At 64.3% G+C, this 17,498-nt stretch carries 7 protein-coding genes; all 7 read left to right on the top strand.

All coding sequences use genetic code 11. The annotated features are described in order from the left end of the window. Window positions 1-276 precede the first annotated feature (276 nt). Window positions 277-4,656, top strand: coding sequence for a malectin domain-containing carbohydrate-binding protein (locus BM083_RS04550; RefSeq protein ID WP_089866308.1), 4,380 nt, complete (start codon window positions 277-279; stop codon window positions 4,654-4,656). Window positions 4,657-4,831: 175 nt separating this feature from the next. Next, complete coding sequence (locus BM083_RS04545) at window positions 4,832-8,770, top strand: malectin domain-containing carbohydrate-binding protein (RefSeq protein ID WP_177197537.1); 3,939 nt, start codon at window positions 4,832-4,834, stop codon at window positions 8,768-8,770. Between the two features lie 322 nt (window positions 8,771-9,092). Further along, a complete protein-coding gene (locus tag BM083_RS04540; protein WP_089866300.1) occupies window positions 9,093-10,865 on the top strand; it encodes a dockerin type I domain-containing protein in 1,773 nt (590 codons plus the stop codon). A 92-nt stretch (window positions 10,866-10,957) separates the two neighbouring features. Continuing rightward, window positions 10,958-13,867 carry a PKD domain-containing protein gene (locus tag BM083_RS04535; RefSeq protein WP_089866297.1) on the top strand — a complete coding sequence of 970 codons (2,910 nt, stop codon included), beginning with the start codon at window positions 10,958-10,960 and terminating at the stop codon, window positions 13,865-13,867. Between the two features lie 347 nt (window positions 13,868-14,214). Continuing rightward, on the top strand, window positions 14,215-16,101 hold the full coding sequence (locus tag BM083_RS04530; RefSeq protein WP_089866294.1) for a PKD domain-containing protein: 1,887 nt from the start codon (window positions 14,215-14,217) through the stop codon (window positions 16,099-16,101). 117 nt (window positions 16,102-16,218) lie between these two features. After that, window positions 16,219-16,896: an AzlC family ABC transporter permease gene (locus BM083_RS04525; protein ID WP_089866292.1), complete on the top strand. Its 678-nt coding sequence runs from the start codon at window positions 16,219-16,221 to the stop codon at window positions 16,894-16,896. Beyond that, window positions 16,893-17,243, top strand: a complete 351-nt coding sequence (locus BM083_RS04520; protein WP_089866288.1) for an AzlD domain-containing protein — start codon at window positions 16,893-16,895, stop codon at window positions 17,241-17,243. Before BM083_RS04525 ends, BM083_RS04520 begins: the two co-directional genes overlap by 4 nt. Window positions 17,244-17,498 lie beyond the last annotated feature (255 nt).

Raw genomic sequence — 17,498 nt, 5'->3', positions numbered from 1 at the left:
CTATTACTGTCAGATAGAAGTTGTTCGCTATATTCGCGTTATATTGGTCGTTTATCAAGACTATTTTCGTATATTATACGGCTAAGACGCAGTTAGCTGGTGTGTACCTACATACCCTGTCATGTAACTCAGGCCGAACTCCCGACTCGTCGGTGAGTTGTCTACTATGATACGACAAACTGATAAATTACGCGGGCCACCGTCTGCACCTTATCGCAGATTCGCAGCTGGCGTAGATGCTTTACAGGGACACGAACAGCATCGTGGAGGGACACTATGAGTCGGGCGAAGCGACCCTTCGTCCTCCTGTTGACGCTCCTCCTCGTCACGTCCACCTTCGCAGGAACCGTCGCGTTCGCTGCGGGGACGGCGAGCGCACAGACGGGGACCTTCTATCGAGTGAACGCGGGTGGGTCGACCGTCTCCGCGACCGACGGCGGTCCCGACTGGACGTCGCCCGGATCGACGAGCGGGGTAACCGTCAGCGGAAGTACGAGCACGTACTCGACGTCGGACGCCGTCTCGACTGACGGGACGGTTCCCGGTAGCACACCATCGGCGGTGTTCGAGACGGAGCGCTACGGTGACACGCAGTGGGACTTCGACGTCACCGCGAACCAGCAGTACGAAGTGCGACTGTACTTCGCAGAGATTTTCGCCACATCTAACGGCGCACGTGAGTTCGACGTCTCCGTCGAGGGCCAGCAGGTTCTGAACGACTACGACATCCACGCAGACGTCGGTCACGACGTCGGGACGATGAAGTCCTACACTGTCACGCCCACCGACGGGACGCTCGACGTCGAGTTCACCACCGTCGTCGACAACGCCAAGATATCTGCTATCGAGGTCGTCTCCTCGGAGCCACAAGCAAACGAACTCGGCGGGCAGTCGAGTCTCGACTTCGGGAGCGTTCTCGTCGGTGACTCCGAGACGAACACGGTCACGGTGACCAACCTCGGCGGCGACGGTGACCCGAGTATCGACATCACGGACGTCTCCGTCTCCGGTGACGGGGACTTCTCCGCTGGCTCAGCTTCGACGAACACGCTCGCACCCGGCGAGTCCGCCAGCATCCCCGTCTCGTTCACGCCGTCCGACGCACAGGCGAAGTCGGGGACGCTCGAAGTCAGCCACTCCGGTAGCAACTCGCCGCTCTCCGTCTCACTCTCGGGTGAGGGGGCGAGCACGGCGCAGATCGGCTTCGGTAAGAGCAGTCTCCAAGGTTTCGGTGACGGGTCGCTGACCGCGTTGGAGTTCGGTCCCGACGACCGACTCTACGTCACCAAGCAGAACGGGATGGTCTACGCGCTCGAAATCGAGCGCAACGGCGCGAACTCCTACTCCGTCGTCTACGAGAAGGAGATCGGCCTCGTCCAAGACATCCCGAACCACAACGACGACGGGAGCTACAACTCGGGTGAGAACGACCGTCAGATCACCGGCATCACGGTCGGAGGAACGGCTTCGACGCCCGTGCTCTACGTCTCGTCGAGCGACCCGACCATCAAGGTCGGTGACGACGACGACAGCGTCGATACCAACTCCGGTGCGATTTCGCGGCTCACCCTCGACTGGGGTGGGGACGGCGTCCTCGCCGACAGCGAAATCACGCACGAAGTGTTGGTCCTCGGGCTTCCGCGCTCTGAGGAGAACCACGCGACGAACGGGCTGGACCTGAGCGACGACGGCAACACGCTGTACGTCGCATCGGGTGGCCACGCGAACAAGGGAGCGCCGAGTAACAACTTCGGTCACACGCCCGAGTACGCCCTGTCGGCCGCCGTCCTGACCATCGACCTGCAACAGGTCGAGAGCTTCGGCGCGAAGAATCTCCAGAACTACAACAGCAACTACCCGGACCTGCCGTTCTACTACGGCATCCCGACCATCCAGAACGACGACGCCACGGACGGCGACGACCTGCCGTTCGGTGGCAACAACGGACTGAACCAAGCGAAGTGGCTCGAGAACGGCCCGGTTCAGGTCTACTCGTCGGGTTACCGCAACCCCTACGACCTCGTCCTCTCGGAGGACGACCAGCTCTACGTCATCGACAACGGCCCGAACGGTGGCTGGGGTGGGATACCGGTCGACGAAGGTCCCGCCGGCATCTGTACGAACGCCCCTAACGAGGACGGCAGTTACAGCACCGGCGACCAGCTACACCTCGCCACGCAGGGTTCCTACGGCGGCCACGCGGCCCCGATTCGCGGGAACCCGACCGGCGCAGACATCTACGACAAGGACGGGAACGTGATTCTCGACATCACCGAGAGCAACAGCCCCGTTCCGGCCTCGCTCGTCAACCCGGTCGAGTGTGACTACCAGGACCCGACCGAAGACAACTCCCTCGGGAACACCTTCGGTTGGACCGGCGGTATCGACGAGTACACCGCTTCGAACTTCGGCGGCGCGATGCAGGGCGACCTGCTCGTCGTCGAGAACGGCGGCTCCGTCGAGCGCGTCGAACTCAACGCCGCAGGCGACGGAGTGACGAACCAGGAAGGAAACTTCTTCAGCGACATCAGCGCGCTCGGCATCGCCGCACAGAGTGACGAGGGTCCCTTCCCGGGGACCGTCTGGACCGCTCGTGGCGGCATCACGGTGTTCGAGCCGAACGACTACGACGGAAACACCGGGACGCAGTGTACCGGTGCCGACGACGCGAGCCTCGACGAAGACAACGACGGCTACGACAACGCCGACGAACTCGACAACGGGACCGACCCATGTTCGGCCGCGTCGACGCCGGCCGACTTCGACGACGACGGCACGTCCAACCTGAACGACCCGGACGACGACAACGACGGTATCGACGACACGCAGGACCCGTTCGCACTCGACGCGAACAACGGCGTCGACACGTCGCTCCCGGTGGAGATGGACTTCTCCGAGACGACGCTGTTCGGCGACAACGGACAGGGGTGGACGGGCCTGATGACGAACGGACAGGACGACTACCTCGACCTCTACGACCCCGACCAGATGACGGTCGGTGGGGCGGCACAGGTGCTGTCGGTCGAGAGCGTCCCGGGCGGTGACGCGGTCAACGACCAGAACAGCCAGCAGTTCGCCTTCCAGCGCGGCATCGACGCGCCAGGCGAACCGTTCACCGTCTCGACGACGGTCAACGGGTTCCCGGACAGTCCGCAGAACTACCAAGCGATAGGTATCTACGTCGGAACCGGTGACCAGGACAACTACGCGAAAGTCGTCGTCTCCGCTAACGGCGGAACCGGTGGTGTCCAGTTGGCCAAAGAGGTCGACGGGACCTTCACCGGCGTCGCACAGCCCGACGACAGCACTGTGACGGGTCCGTCGACGAACACCGACCTCTACTTGACGGTCGACCCGACGACCGACCCCGACCCCGACAACGGTATCGACGAAGTCGCACTCACCGCCGAGTACGGTGTCGACGGTGGGGCGAAGACGACGGTCGGCACGACGGCCATCCCGGCCAGTTGGCTCGACAGTACCGACGGTAGCGGTCTCGCAGTCGGCGTCATCGCGACGTCCTACCAGGCCAGTTCGACGTTCGACGCGACCTGGACCGACCTCAACGTCGAGTACGTCGACGCGCCGACGAACGAGCCACCGGTGGCCGACGCCGGTGGCGACGTCACAGTCGACGAAGGGCAGACGGTGACGCTCGATGCGTCCGGCTCCAGCGACCCGAACGGCGACCAACTCGGCTACACGTGGACGCAGACGGCGGGCACGCCCGACGGACTGCTCGACGTGAGCGACAGCGAACAGGTGACGTTCACCGCCCCGGACGTCGACGGCGACACGACGCTCACCTTCCAGGTCAGCGTCTCCGACGGCGAGTTCAGCGACACCGACACGGTCGACGTGACGATTCAGGACACGGACGCTCCGCCGGTCGACGGCGACGTCATCCACCGCGTCAACGTGGGTGGACCTGAAGTCGCGGCGACCGACGACGGTCCCGTGTGGAGCGCCGACACGGATGGCTCACCGAGCCAGTACCTCGTCGCCGGCGGAGCTATCCCCGGCGGCACCTACACCGTCGACGCCGTCGACGCGTCGGTGCCCTCGAGCACGCCGAACGAGGTGTTCCAGAAGGAACGCTACGACCCATCGGCATCCCCCGAGATGGCGTGGGAGTTCGCCGACCAGATCGAGGCCGGACAGACCTACGAGGTCCGTCTGTACTTCTACGACGGCTTCGACGGCACCAGCGCAGTCGGTGACCGCGTCTTCGACGTGAACATCGAGGGAACGACCGAACTGCAGAGCTTCGACCCCATCGCGGCGTACGGCGACCAGACCGCCGGGATGGAGTCGGTCACGGTGACCGCCGGATCCGACGGCGACATCGACATCGAGTTCATCCACGACGTGGAGAACCCGCAGGTCAACGCCATCGAAATCGTCGCCGTGAGTGACGACTCCGCGCCCGGACCGGTCGGGAGCTTCGAGAATGCACCGACCGACCCGGACGGCGACGGCCGCTACGAGGACGTCAACGGCAACGGTGAGTTCAACATCGTCGACGTGCAGGCGCTCTTCCAGAACTACGAGAGCGACGGCGTCCAGAACTACCCAGAGGCGTTCGACTTCAACGGCAACGGCGAGGTCAACATCGTCGACGTGCAGGCGTTGTTCATCGAGACGCAGAGCGAGTAGCACGGCTCACGACCGCCGAGGGTGGCTGATCCCCGCTCTCGGAATCTCGGCAGTGCGACTTCGAGACGAACGACGGAGCGACTCACTCCAGAGGTCCGTCAGACCACCGTCCGGGGAGCGCACACCCAGCGAACCAGCAAACGAACACAGCCAAAGTGAAACCACAGCAACCTCAATGAAACGAAACTCAGCATCAAGACAGAGACTCAACAAGCTCGCCGTCGTCGTGATGGCGGTCCTCCTCGTCGTCTCGGCGGGAGCGTCCGGTGTCGCACTCGCGGCGAGCACACAGATAGCGATTACCCCGGCCAGTCAGTCGGTTAGCCCCGGGAGCACCACAACAGTCGACGTCGTCGCAACGGCGGCATCGGAGGGCGTCGGGTCCTACGAGTTCACCGTCAGCGTCGACGACACGAACGTCGCGACGATTACAGAGATCGACCTCGCCGGTAACCCGTCGACTAGTGTCAGTTCGACCTCGGTGGCGTCCGACGGGTCGTCCGCGTCCGCTGCAGTCGGGTTCTCCGACACCTCCGGCACCGGTGAAGTCGTGCTCGCGACGGTGACCATCGAAGGTCAGTCCGCTGGCGACGCCACGCTCTCGATAGATGGAGAGTCGGTGGACATCGGAACGGACGATGCAGAAGACTACGACATCGCCGGCACGCTCGACGCGACGGTGACGGTCACCGACTCGTCGACCGGTGACCTGACCGTCGAACAGGCGGTTGCCAGCGCCAGTGACGGCGACGACTCGCTCATCGAGTTCCAAGAGATTCAACAGGCGATCAACTGGTGGGCGACCGGTGCAGAAGTGCCCAACACCGGCGGTCAGACCATCGCGTTCCAAGAGATTCAACAGCTCATCAACACGTGGGCCATCGGCGCGACGGTCGACACCGGCTCGGACGACGCGTCAATCCAGATTACCGACACCGCTGTCGACGGCAACAACGTGACCGTCACGTGGCAGGCGACTCCCGCGGAGTCGACGGACCACGTCCACGTCCAACTCGACGAGAACGACTACGTCGGCGGGCAACCCCTCGACGGCTCGTACACCTTCGAGAACGTCGCTGCGGGCGAACACACTGTCTCCGTCGCCGTCGCAGACATGACGCACACGGCGTACGCGAACGCCGAGGCGTCCGACGAGGCCACCGTCACGGTGGAAGCGTCCAGTCTCAGCAGTTCGTCGCTGGTCGAGGTGACCCCCGACAGCGGAAACATCGACCAGACGACCTACGGAATCGGAAGCTACCAAGTGACCAACACCGGCGAGACGGACATCGTGTCGGTCTCGTTCGACCTGAGCACGGCGACCATGCCCGATATGGTCTTCGACCCCGACGGCACGGCGGGCGACCCGACCGGTGAGGGCCTCAACGTCGTCAGCGACGGTGGCACGGGCATCACGACCAGCGGCGGTGGCTCGGACGAAGCGTTCTCACAGCCGCACAACGGTAACGACGGCGCAGACGGCTACGACGTCATGACCGTCGAGTTCAGCGACTTCCAGAACGGCGAGACGGCGACGTTCTGGGCGGACAACGACCCGACCAGCATCAAGGGGTCGACGATTGCTTCGCAGGAGGCCGGTCCGGTCTCCGGTCTGGAACTCGCCCGCTCGACGGTGACGGTCACCTACTCCGACGGGACGGTCCAGACGGCGAACCTGATGGGCGACGGTAGCGTCGGCGGGTCGACGGCCGTCCTCGACGGCGACGAAGCCCCGGCACCGACCATCGGAGCAGCGGGCGTCTCGCTCGACAGCGGCGTTCTCGACGGCTACCACAGCGGCGCGACGGTCTCCGAGGCCAGCCAGACCATCACGGTCTCCGGCGAACCCGGTGAGACGGTCACGCTCGTGCGCGTCGAGGGCGAACTCTCGTTGAGCAACGTCCCGAACGGCGGCTACGACGTCGAAGCGCTCGAAGCGAACAACGCGGTCAACGTCGAGTACTACACGGTCACCCTCGACTCGAACGGCGAGGCGACGGTTCCGGTCACGCTGACCGACGGTGCCGACGACGACGACGAAGCCGGCTTCAACTACTTCGTGGCCGCCCACGGCGAGGCCTCCGGCGATATGGGAGACGCCTCGAACGTGGTCGTCCTGAAGTACGAACCCGGTAGCGGAAGCGGCGCTGAGACCGTCTTCGCGGTGAACGCCGGCGGTCCGGAGTACACGGCGACCGACGGCACGGTCTACGCGGCAGACACGAACTTCGACGGCGGCACCACGTTCACGACCGGCAGTGCCGGAACGCCATCCACCCCGGAGATTACGAACACGGACGACGACACGCTCTACTACACCGAGCGGTACGGGTCCTTCTCGTACGACGTCCCGGTCGACAACGGCGACTACGACGTCGAACTGCTGTTCGCCGAACTCTACCAAGGCGTCGCGAACGACGGTGGCGAAGGCGACCGTCTGTTCGACGTCGCCATCGAGGGACAGCAGGTCCTGAACGACTACGACATCTACGCGACTGCGGGCGGTCCGCAGGCGGCGACGTCCGAGACGTTCACGACCACCGTCGACGACGGCGAACTGAACATCGTCTTCTCGAACGTCGTCGACAACGCGAAGATTTCCGCCATCAAAGTCACCGAAGCCGACGGTAACGGTGGTGGCAGTGGCGGCGACGATATCGGCTCCGCCGACTTCGCCGTCAACGCGAACGGCGGCATCGACGCGAGTACCTTCAGCGGAAGCTCGATAGAGATCACGAACACCGGCGACAAGCAGATTTCGTCGGTCACCTACGACCTGAGCACTGCAGCGTTCCCCGACGTGGTCTTCGACCCCGACGGAACCGCAGGTGACTCGACTGGAAAAGGGTTCAGCGCTGACAGCGGTACGAGCGCGGTCGGCCCCTCCGGGTCGTTCGCGGCACCGCACAACGGTAACGACGGCGCAGACGGCTACGACGAACTGACCATCGACTTCACTGACTTCGATGCGGGCGAGTCGTTCGCCTTCTCGACGGACATCGACCCGACGAGCATCAAAGACGCACAGGGGTCCGGCGCAGCCGGCTCCGTCTCGGGTCTCGAACTCTCGGGCGCGACGGTGACGGTCGAATACGCCGACGGCTCGACGCAGACGACGAACCTGTTCGCTGACGGAAGCAACGGTGGCTCGCAGGCGACGGCGAAAGCCGACCTCGCGGACGCACCGACGCTCGGCGTCGACGGCGTCTCGCTCGACAGCGGCATCCTCCACAGCCAACACAGTGGCGCAGTCGTCACTGACACCGACCAGACCATCACGGTCTCCGGTCCGGCTGGTGCGACGGTGACGTTGCTCCACGTCGAGGGCCAACTCGAACTCGCCAATCAGGCGAACGGATACGAACTCGAAGAGTTCGAAGCAAACACCGCGGAGAACGTCGACTACGTGACGGCTACCCTCGACTCGAACGGCGAGGCGACCGTTCCGGTGACGCTCCTCGACTCGACGGGTACCGGCGCCGAGGGCGGGTTCAACCACTTCATCGCCACCGTCGAGGACGGCAGCGGTGACACCGGCGCGACCTCCAACGTCGTCGTGTTGAAACTCGGTGAAGCGACCAGCGAACCGCAGGTCCTCTACCGTGTGAACGCGGGTGGGTCTGCGGTCACGGCGACCGACGACGGCCCGGACTGGAGCGCCGACACGGGTGGCTCACCGAGCCAGTACCTCGTCGCCGGCGGCACCCAAACCGGGTCGTACGGAAGCGGTCTGAACAGCATCGACGACTCCGTCCCGTCGTCGACGCCGACGACAATCTGGAACAGCGAGCGGTGGGACCAGCCCAGCGGTGACGAGATGGCGTGGGAGTTCGCTGACCAGATCGAGGCCGGACAGACATACGAGGTCCGTCTGTACTTCTACGACGGGTACAGCGGCACCAGCGCAGTCGGTGACCGCGTCTTCGACGTGAACATCGAGGGAACGACCGAACTCTCCGGGTTCAGCCCAATCGCCGCGTACGGTGACCAGAACGCGGGTATGGAGTCGATTACGGTGACCGCCGGGTCCGACGGCGACATCGACATCGAGTTCATCCACGACGTGGAGAACCCCCAGATCAACGCCATCGAAATCGTGGAGGCCAGCGCGTAATCGCGGGACTGGACACAGACCGATGAGACCCCTCTCCACACCCGTCGTCGATGGCCGCCCGCAGTCGACCAGCGTGGTCGACGCGCCGGTGAGTGACGCCACGGGGTGGAGCGGGACCGATGACGGACCAGGATGGCCTGGGACGACGACTACCGACGCCGGGCGGCGGCTTCCGGGGGTAACTTTCCACACGCTGGACCTGCCACACGCGTCGACGTCGAGCACCCGAGGTATCTCTCTTCGGTCGAACGGTTCGGAACCACTCGGTTCCGTAGTCGTACAGTACACTAACTAACACACCGATAGCCGACAACAAAATTACATGAAACACGCAATTCAGAAGCGACTTAGAAAAACAACGGCCGCGCTCGTCGCGCTCGCACTCGTCCTCTCGGTCCTCGGACCGGTAGGCATCGTGGCTGCGGCACCCGACGTCGTCGTCACGCACGGTACTGATAGCATCACAGCGAACCCCGGAGACGAAGTCCAGATTACGGCGACGTTCGTACAGACGGAGACCAACGCACCGGGGATGGAGCCACTCCTGCCCGATGGGTGGACAGTAACGTCCGCGAACGCGGGGGACGGCTGGAACTACTTCGCCCAGCAGAACGCCTTCCTCGGCGGACTCTCTCTGTCTGACAGCGACGGTGTGACCGGGACCTACACGCACACGTACACCGTGCAGGTTCCCGAGAGCGCTGCACCGGGCGAGTACGTTGTCACCTCCGAAGGGTCGGTCATCGTTCCATCGACCAGTGAACGTCTCGTCAACTCCGCTTCGACGACCATCACCGTCGAAGAGGAAGTCGTCGAACCGCCGAACTTCGAGGTGTCGGGTCTCACCCCGACGGACGTGACGGTCACCCAGGGTGACCTCGTCGACGTCAGCGCGACTATCGAAAACACCGGCGACGAAGAAGCGACTCAGAGCGTCTCCTTCCAAGTCGACGGGAGCGTCGTCGCCAGCCAAGACGTGACCCTCGCGGGCGGCGCGAGCACGACGGTCTCCTTCGAGGACATCGACACGAGCAGTCTCGACGCCGGTTCGTACACCCACGGTGTCTACACCGACGACGACGAACAGACCGCGACGCTCACCGTCGAAGAGCCAGTCACGACGACTCCGGCGAACTTCGAGGTCTCTGGTCTCAACCCCACGGACGTGACGGTTACCCAAGGTGACCTCATCGACGTCGGCGCGACCGTCGAGAACACCGGCGACGAGGAAGCGACCCAGAGTGTCGAGTTCCAAGTCGACGGGAACGTCGTCGCGAGTCAAGACGTGACCCTCGCGGGCGGCGCGAGCACGACGGTCTCCTTCGAGGACGTCGACACGAGCAGTCTCGCACCCGGTTCGTACACCCACGGCGTCTACACCGACGACGACTCTCAGACCGCCACCCTCACCGTCGAGGAAGAAGTGGTGACGGGCAAATCGAGCGACGTGAGCCTCTCGCCGACTTCGTCCGAAGTCGTCGTTGGCAACACCGAGACGTTCGACGTGGTCGTCGAGAACGTCGACGGCGGCGTCGGTGCGTACACTGCGACCGTCAGTTCCGACGACCCGTCGGTCACGATTACGAACGTCGAGCTACTCGGCAACCCGAGCGCTCAGACGTCTGACGTCCAGATCAGTGAGGACGGCAGTTCGGTGACCATCAACGCCGCGCTCATGAACACCGCGGACTCCGGCGCAGTCACCATCGCGACCATCGAAGTGACCACGCAGGCCGAAGGCTCGGCCGCAGACGGAGACGATGGCTCGGCCAACCTCTCGCTCGGCGTCGCCGCGCTCGGTGACGAGACCGGTCAGAGCTACACGGTGTCCGGAACCTCCGGAGCGACGGTAACCGTCGTCAGCCTCGGACCCATCGGCAACTTCCAGAACCCGCCGAACGACCTCGACGGGGACGGCATCTACGAGGACATCAACGGTGACGGCACGTTCAACATCGTCGACATCCAGGCCACCTTCGCCAACCTGAACGACCCAGTCGTGACGGAGAACGTCGAGAAGTTCGACTACAACGGTGACGGGAAGATCGACGTCGTCGACGTGCAGGCTCTCTACAATATGCTCATCACTGGGTAGAAAATGAAGCCTTAAATCTTCGATACCGATAGTCAAACATTCGTTACAGAACTCATAACGAAACCAACCAAATCAGTAGGATAACAAACAGGATGAGCACAAATACAGCAAGCAACGTACTCACAACGAAGAGCCTCGTCGCGCTCGCGTTGACGGCAATCGTCGTCGGCGCGCTCGCGGTAGGGGCGGTTCCGCTCGGAGCGCTCGGCGGGGGTGGAGGCTCCTTCGGTGCTGTCGCTGCGCAACAAGCACAGCCCAGTACCGCAGTTAGCCTCTCACCAGCGAGCGACGAAGTCGAACCCGGCGAGACGACGACCTACGACGTCGTCGTCGAAACCGCACAGGGCGGTGCCGCCGCGTACGACTTCACCGTGACGGTGAACGACCCGAGTGTGGCCTCGATAACCGACGTCGCACTCGGCGGTTCACCGCCAGCGTCGACGTCGACCGTAGACATCGCAGCCGACGGCTCCTCCGTGGACGTCGTCGCGGCGCTCGCTGACTCCGACGAGGACGGCGAAGTCGTCATCTCGACCATCACGGTCCAAGGTGACGCGGCCGGAACGACAGACCTGAGCCTCGACGTCGAGGCACTCGGGACGAGCCAGGGACAGAGCTACTCCATCACGGGAGAGAGCGGTGCCTCGCTCACGGTCGCCGGCGACGAACCGGAACCGACCAACCAGCCACCGGTGGCCGACGCCGGTGCCGACCAGACGGTCGACGAGGGTGACGACGTCACGCTCGACGCCTCTGGCTCCAGTGACCCCGACGAAGACAGTCTGAGCTACTCGTGGACGCAGACGAGCGGGGCTGCCGTCGGACTCGACGGTGCCGACGACAGTACGGCGTCGTTCACCGCTCCGGACGTCGCCGAAGACACGACGTTCACCTTCGAGGTCACGGTCGGCGACGGCGAGGAGACGGACACCGACTCCGTCGAGGTCCTCGTCCAAGACGTCGACACCGACGACGACGAAGAACCGGAAGAGCCCGATCTGTCGACGTCGGTGACGCTCAACCCGGCGAACGAAGAGATCGAAGAGAACGACGAGACCGCGTTCGACGTGGTCGTCCAGAACGCCAACGGCGGCGTTGGCGCCTACGACTTCACGGTGACGGTCGACGACCCGAACGTCGCGACCATCACGGACGTCCAGTTGCAGGGGTCGCCCTCCAGCCAGACGTCTGACGTCACCATCGCCGACGACGGCTCCTCCGTGGACGTCGTCGCGGCGCTTGCCGACACCGACGACACTGGCGCGGTCACCATCGCAACCATCACCGTCGAAGGTGAACGCGACGGTGAGACCGACCTGAGCCTCGACGTCGAGGCGGTCGGAACCGAAGCCGGTGCGAGCTACACGGTGACCGAGGCGACCGGCGCTACGCTGACTGTCACGGACGATAGCAGCGCCGGCCCGGCGAACTTCGAGGTCTCGAACCTCCAGCCGTCCGACGTGACGGTCACGCAGGGTGACCTCGTCGACGTCGGCGCGACTGTCGAGAACACCGGCGACAGGTCGGACACCCAGAGCATCGAGTTCCGCGTGGACGGCACGGTCATCGACAGTAAAGAGGTGACCCTCGGAAGCGGTCAGAGTACGCAGGTCGGGTTCGAGGACGTCGACACGAGCGCCCTCGCGCCCGGTTCGTACACGCACGGTATCTACAGCGAAGACGGGTCCGCGACTGCGACCCTCACCGTCGAGGCAGTCGACGAGGAACCAGAGCCGGAACCGGCGAACTTCGAGGTCTCTGGCCTCAACCCCACTGACGTGACGGTCACCCAAGGTGACCTCATCGACGTCAGTGCGACCGTCGAGAACACTGGCGACGAGGAAGCGACCCAGACGGTCGAGTTCCGTGTCGGTAGTACCGTCGTCGCGAGCCAAGACGCGACCCTCGCGGGTGGCGCGAGCCAGATGGTCTCCTTCGAGGACGTCGACACGAGCGCTCTCGCGCCCGGGTCGTACACCCACGGCGTCTACACCGACGACGACTCGCAGACCGCTACCCTCACCGTCGAGGCAGTGAGCGACGGAGACGACGGCGGTGACGCCGACGATGGTGACACCGACGATGGCGATGCCGATGATGGCGACGCCGACGATGGTGACGCTGACGATGGTGACGCTGACGATGGTGACGCTGACGACGGTGATGCCGACGACGGTGATGCTGACGACGGTGATGCCGACGATGGCGACACTGACGACGGTGATGCCGATGACGGCGACGCTGACGATGGTGACGCCGACGATGGTGACGCTGACGACGGCGACGCTGACGATGGTGATGCCGATGACGGCGACGCTGACGATGGCGACGCTGACGACGGCAACGCTGACGACGGTGACAGTGACGCCGACAATGGCGACGCTGACGACGGTGATGCCGATGACGGCGACGCCGACGGAGACGACAGCGACGCCGACGACGGCGAATCATCGACGTACACGCTCGACGAGATCGCACACGCGAAGTACGACCGTGCCTTCGACGAACTGAGCACCGAGACGGCCGGACAGGTGCAGGCGATCTACAACCGCCAGCCGTTCCCGGCCGGCGTCACGCCCGAAGACGTCGAGACCCGCGAGGAGATTGCCGAGCGACTGTACGGTATGAGCCTCGACGAGTCCGACCTGACGAAGGACCTGACGCGCGAACAGCTCATCGAAGTGCAGAACACCTACGACGCGCAGTTCGGCCCGCTCCCGGAGGAGCCGACGTACACGCTCGACGACATCACGCACGAGAAGTACGGGTACGCCTTCGACGAAGTGAGCACCGAAACCGCGGGACAGGTTGTAGCGATATACAACCGCCAACCGTTCGCCGACGACGTGACGAAAGACGAACTCGTCCACGTCAAGACGCGCGAAGAACTGGCGTACCGTCTGTACAAACTCAGTCTCGAAGAGTGCGAACTCTCCTCGGAACTGACGCGAGAGCAGTACCTCGCCGTCCAGAACGCCTACGACGAACAGTTCGAGCACTAGCGAACGACCACCCAGCGTCGAGATAGACGCGGTCCGCTCGGACCCGTCGACGCGGGATTTTTTGCCAAGCTAGTCCGACGAGCGTCGCGACGAATCGACCGTCGCGAAGAGTGTCAGACAGCGTCGAGCCTCGCTCCGCCGTCGTCGGCCACCGAAACAGTCGAGTAATCGTCCCGTTCCCCGCCGCTGAGTACCCTCCAGCGAGGGAACGAAGGGGAGACGACTCTCTCGGGAGGGGAGCGGCACGCTTCGACCGGTAAGTACGCCCAATCGGTCGGTACGGGCACCGAACCGTCTGTTACTGGACGTATAACGAAACAGCCGTATCTCTAGTATTTCCAAAGAGTATGAATTCACAAACCATCGGGAGCGTCCTCACAACGAAGCGCATCGGCGTGCTCGCGCTGATTGCACTCGTCGTCGGCGCGTTCGCCGTCGGGGGCTTCCCGCTCGGAGCACTCGACAGCAGCGACGACTCACTCGGCGCCGTCGCCGCCGAGGAAGAACAGCCACGCACCGTCGTCAGCCTCGTCGCCGCAGACGACGCCGTCCACGCGGGCGACACGACGACGTACGACGTCGTCGTCGAGAACGCGACGGGTGGTGTGGGCGCGTACGCCTTCGCCGTCACCGCCAACGACTCGGCCGTCGCGACCATCGACGACGTCTCGCTCGCTGGCGAACCCTCGCAGAAGCAGGCCAGCATGTCGACGTCCAACGGTGGGTCCACGGCGACTGTCAGCGCGGCAGGTGCCGACACCGACGACAGCGGGAACGTCGTCGTCGCGACCGTGACCGTCCGCGGTGACGGCGTCGGCACGACCGACCTGACGCTCGACGTCGAGACGCTCGACACCGAAGCCGGACAGAACTACACCGTGACCGACGTGCTCGGAACGTCGATTCGCGTCGTCGAGGCCGAACCGGTCGACCAGCCGCTGACGGCCGCCGCCGGCGACGACCTGACGGTCGACGAGGGCGCGAACGTCACGCTCGACGCCTCCGCCTCCAGCGGGGCAGACGGTGACCTCCGATACTCGTGGAACCAGACTGCGGGCCCGAACGTCACACTCGACAGCACGAACAACAGCACGGCGTCGTTCGTCGCGCCGAACGTCGGCGAGAGGACGACGCTCGTCTTCGACGTGACCGTCAGCGACGACGACGAGACGGACACCGACACGGTCGAAGTCCACGTCCGAGACACCGACGACGACGACGAGCGTGAGACGCTCGCCACGTCGGTGACGATGAACCCCGCGACCGACGAAATCGACGAAGGTGACGAGACCACGTTCGACGTCGTCGTCACCAACGCCAGCGGTGGCGTCGGCGCGTACAACGTCACCGTCACGGTGACCGACTCCGACGTCGCCGTCGTCACGGGCGTCGAGCTTTCGGGCACGACCGAGAACTCCACGTCCACCGTCGAAATCGCCGACGACGAGTCGTCGGTGAGATTCGTCGCAACGGGCGTCGACACCGACCAGAATGGTAGCGTCGTCCTCGCCACCGTCACCGTCGAAGGCGACGACGACGGAGAGACCGACCTGACGCTCGCCGTCGAGTCGCTCGAAAACGAACAGGGACAGTCCTACACCGTGACCAACGCGACCGGGTCGTCGCTCACCGTCGAGCGAGACGGCCGCCGAACGTCCAGCAACGACGACTCGACCGAGTACACGGTCGACGACATCGCCCAGATGAAGTACGGACAGAACTTCGCCGAACTCGACACCGAGACGGCTGGACAGGTGCAGGCTATCGCCAACCGTCAACCCCTCCCTGCGGGTGTCACGCCCGGCGACATCGAGACGCGCGAAGAGATTGCGAACCGCCTGTACGGCACGGACTACGACGAGTCGGAACTGGCGGACGAACTGACCCGTGAGCAACTCCTCGAAGTACAGAACAGCTACGACGCCCAGTTCGGCCCACTGCCGACCAACCCGGCCTACACGCTCGACGACATCACCGGAGAGAAGTACTGGGACTACACCTTCGACGAAGTGAGCGCCGAGACGGCGGGGCACGTGCTGGCAATCTACAACCGCCAGCCGTACACCGACGACGTGGCGCGAGAGGACCTCGTCCACATCAAGACCCGGACGGAACTGGCGTTCCGCCTCTACAAACTCGACCTCGACGAGAGTGAACTCGCCTCGGAGTTGACGCGCGAGCAGTACCTCGCCGTCCAGAACGCCTACGACGCGCAGTTCTCGAACGAACAGTAGACGAATAGTAGACGAACCACTCTTTTCGCTGCCGACGACTGTTCACTGCTAGACGATTGGGCAACCGTCGCTGCTGCATCGATAGACGTTTCGGCCCCGGCATCGCCACTCTGTCACATGACACGCGTCGCCTCCGATTTCTCGACCGGAGTACGAGACTCGTTGCCGCTGCTCCTCGGCATCGTCCCGTTCGCCCTCGTTGCCGGCGTCGCCGCGGCCGAGGCGGGACTGTCGACGGCGCAGGCACTCGGAATGTCCGTCTTCGTCTTCGCCGGCGCCTCGCAACTCGCTGCACTCGACTTGCTCGGATCGAACGCGCCGCTCGCCGTCGTCGTCCTCACCGCCGCAATCATCAACCTGCGGATGATGATGTACTCGGCCTCCATCGCCCCGCGGTTTCGGAGCGTCACCGGACGAGTGCGAGCAGTACTCGCGTACTTTCTCACCGACCAAGCGTTCGCGCTCACCGTCGCTCGCTACGACACAGACGAATCCGGACAGCGGTGGTACTACGTCGGCGCGTCGCTGGCGCTGTGGACCGTCTGGCAGGTCGGCACCGTCGTCGGCGTCGTCGTGGGCGCGGGCGTCCCACAGGCGTGGGGACTGGAGTTCGCCGTCCCACTCGTCTTTCTCGCACTCCTCGTACCGACGCTGAAAGACCACGAGTCGCTCGCGGCGGCCGTTGCGGCGGGCGTCGTCGCCGTCGCCGGGGCGGGGTTACCGTTCAACCTCGGGTTGATTCTCGCCGCCATCGTCGGGGTTGGAATCGGAATGCTCGCGGAGTCGTGGCGATGACGACGGCGTACGGCCCACTCTCGATTTGGGTGGTCATCGTCGCTATCGGTGTCATCACGTACGCGATTCGTCTCTCCTTTATCGCGCTGTTCGGCCGCATCGACGACATCCCGCCGCGCGTCGAACAGGCGCTGACGTACGTCCCGGCGGCGGTGCTCGCCGCACTCGTGGCTCCGGCGTTGGTGTCGATTCAGCCGACACTCGTCGGCACGCTCACAGCGGACCGTCTCCTCGCTGGCCTCGTCGCCGCCGCCGTCGCGTGGCGCACCGAGAACGTCTTTGCGACCATCGCCGTCGGCATGGGGACGTTGTGGCTACTTCGGTTCGTCGTGCCCCTGGTCGGGTAGAGTCGAGAATGCCCAGTGGGATGTTCTGTCGTTGGCATGGGACAAGTGCTGAACGTAGAGGGTGTAAGTGTCACTTCACACGACTCGTGGAGTTATCTCAAAGCACGCTAGTACCGGCAGCGGTGTGCTCGATTTGCACCTGTTCGGGCAGAGAACTGTGGATTATGGGGACGAGAACAAGCAGTTCCCCTTCCTGTGTCTCTACCCACTCTGTCATAGAGTCCGAGTTCCAGCAACAGGGGGTCCACGCTTCCG

This window comes from Halogranum rubrum (genome assembly GCF_900114455.1).
GTDB classification, from domain to species: domain Archaea; phylum Halobacteriota; class Halobacteria; order Halobacteriales; family Haloferacaceae; genus Halogranum; species Halogranum rubrum.
Note: the sequence above shows the minus strand (reverse complement) of the source record. Positions and strands in the feature narration are given on the sequence as shown.